The 1,832-nt window shown below is 68.6% G+C and carries 2 protein-coding genes and 1 pseudogene; 1 reads left to right on the plus strand and 2 read right to left on the minus strand.

All coding sequences use genetic code 11. The annotated features are described in order from the left end of the window. Both AC1DOC_RS32090 and AC1DOC_RS32095 read right to left on the minus strand, forming a co-directional pair. Nucleotides 1-269 (minus strand): annotated as a pseudogene (locus AC1DOC_RS32090) (DUF58 domain-containing protein); the annotation flags it as partial. A 25-nt stretch (nt 270-294) separates the two neighbouring features. Further along, nucleotides 295-1,215, minus strand: coding sequence for an AAA family ATPase (locus AC1DOC_RS32095; protein ID WP_012748474.1), 921 nt, complete (start codon nt 1,213-1,215; stop codon nt 295-297). Nucleotides 1,216-1,301: 86 nt separating this feature from the next. Between AC1DOC_RS32095 and AC1DOC_RS32100 the strand changes: the two genes are divergently transcribed. Beyond that, a partial coding sequence (locus tag AC1DOC_RS32100) for an arginase family protein (RefSeq protein WP_478131378.1) occupies nt 1,302-1,832 on the plus strand: 531 nt, incomplete at its 3' end.

Here is a 1,832-nt window from a genome sequence, read left to right on the forward strand (position 1 = left end):
ATCATGTGCATGGCCAGGCCGCGTAGCGTGGCGTGGCTCACGTGCATGCCCACGGCCACGCTGCCCGCGAGCAGGAAGGTCAGCAGGTAGCCGAGGTTGAGCTGGTAGTTGATCGACGCGATCAGCAGCACCAGCAGCGTGGCGCCCAGCGTCCAGCCGGCGCGCGTGGGCACGATGTAGACGTTGCGCTGCGTGAGCTCGAGCGTGTCCGAAGGCGGCCGGCGCGACAGGAACCAGCCGTCCATGCGCGAGCGTAGCGACGCGATCATCGGCGGCCGGCGGGCGTGCTTGTTTTCACGGCAGCGGCACGTCCGCGATCATCGCGCGCACCTGCTCCACCGCGCCCCGGCCCGCGTCGCCCACCGGCGTGAGGCGGTGCGCAATGGTCTGCGGCAGGATCGACTGCACGTCGTCGGGCGCAACATAGTTGCGGTTGGCCAGCAGCGCCTGCGCCTTGGCGGCGCGCAGCACGGCAATGCCGGCGCGCGGCGAGAGGCCCTGCAGGAACCAGCGGCCGGAGCGCGTGGCCGCGATCAGGTCCTGCACGTAGTTCAGCAGCGGCTCGGCCGCATGCACCTGCTGCACGCGCTGCTGCAGCGCCGTGAGCTCGCCGGCTGTCAGGAGCGCGGGCAGGGTGGCCAGCATTTCGCGGCGGTCGGCGCCCGAGAGCAGCTCGCGTTCGGCGGCGCGGTCGGGGTAGCCCAGCGAGATGCGCATGAGGAAGCGGTCGAGCTGCGATTCGGGCAGCGCGAAGGTGCCGAGCTGGTCCTGCGGGTTCTGCGTGGCAATCACGAAGAAGGGCGTGGGCAGCGGCCGCGTCTCGCCTTCGATGGTGACCTGCTTTTCTTCCATGGCCTCGAGCAGCGCGCTCTGCGTCTTGGGGCTGGCGCGGTTGATTTCGTCCGCCAGCAGCACCTGCGCGAAGATCGGCCCGGGGTGGAAGACGAAGGCCTGCTGGCCCCGGTCGTAGATGGCCACGCCCGAGAGGTCGCCCGGCATCAGGTCGGCAGTGAATTGCACGCGGGAAAACTGCAGCCCGAAGGTGTGCGACAGCGCATGGGCGAGGGTGGTCTTGCCGACGCCCGGCACATCCTCGATCAGCAGGTGCCCGCCCGCGAGCAGGCAGGCCACGCAGTCGCGCACCTGGGGCTCCTTGCCCACGATCACCGTGTTAAGCTGACTCAGCAAAGTGGCAAGCTTCGCAGCAACGTCCATATTTGTATCCATATGCAAACGATACCGTAAGACTGCGCGGCCCCATGCCGTGTGAGGTCTAGATACGACAGAGACACGGCAAACACATGGGCAAGACCGGCTACTTCACACATCGCGATTGCTGGAAGCACGACATGGGCCGGGGCCATCCCGAATGTCCCGAACGGCTCGACGCCATCGAGGACAGGCTGCTGCTCACCGGCGTGGGCGATGCCCTCGAACACCGCGACGTGCCGCTGGCCACCCTGGCCCAGATCACCCGCGCACACAGCGAGGCGCACCTCGAACACCTTGAATCGCTGCACCAGCGCCTGGTGGCCGACGAGCCGGCCGGCGGCCCCCGCCATGCGCAGCTCGACCCCGACACCATTTTGAACCGCTTCACCCTGCTGGCTGCGCGCCGCGCCGCCGGCGCCGCCATTGCTGCCACCGACGCGGTGATGGCGGGCGAGGTCGACAACGCGTTCTGCTCGGTGCGCCCGCCCGGGCACCACGCCTGCTATGAACAGGCCATGGGCTTCTGCTTCCTCAACAACGTGGCCATTGCGGCGCGGCATGCGCTCGAGGTGCACGGGCTGGAGCGCGTGGCCATCGTCGATTTCGACGTGCACCATGGC

It is taken from the genome of Variovorax sp. 01T439_2 (genome assembly GCF_056398445.1).

Excerpts from the sequence above, each read along its gene's own strand:
- AC1DOC_RS32095 (WP_012748474.1), bottom strand. The coding sequence starts at position 1,215 with ATGGACGTTGCTGCGAAGCTTGCCACTTTGCTGAGTCAGCTTAACACG.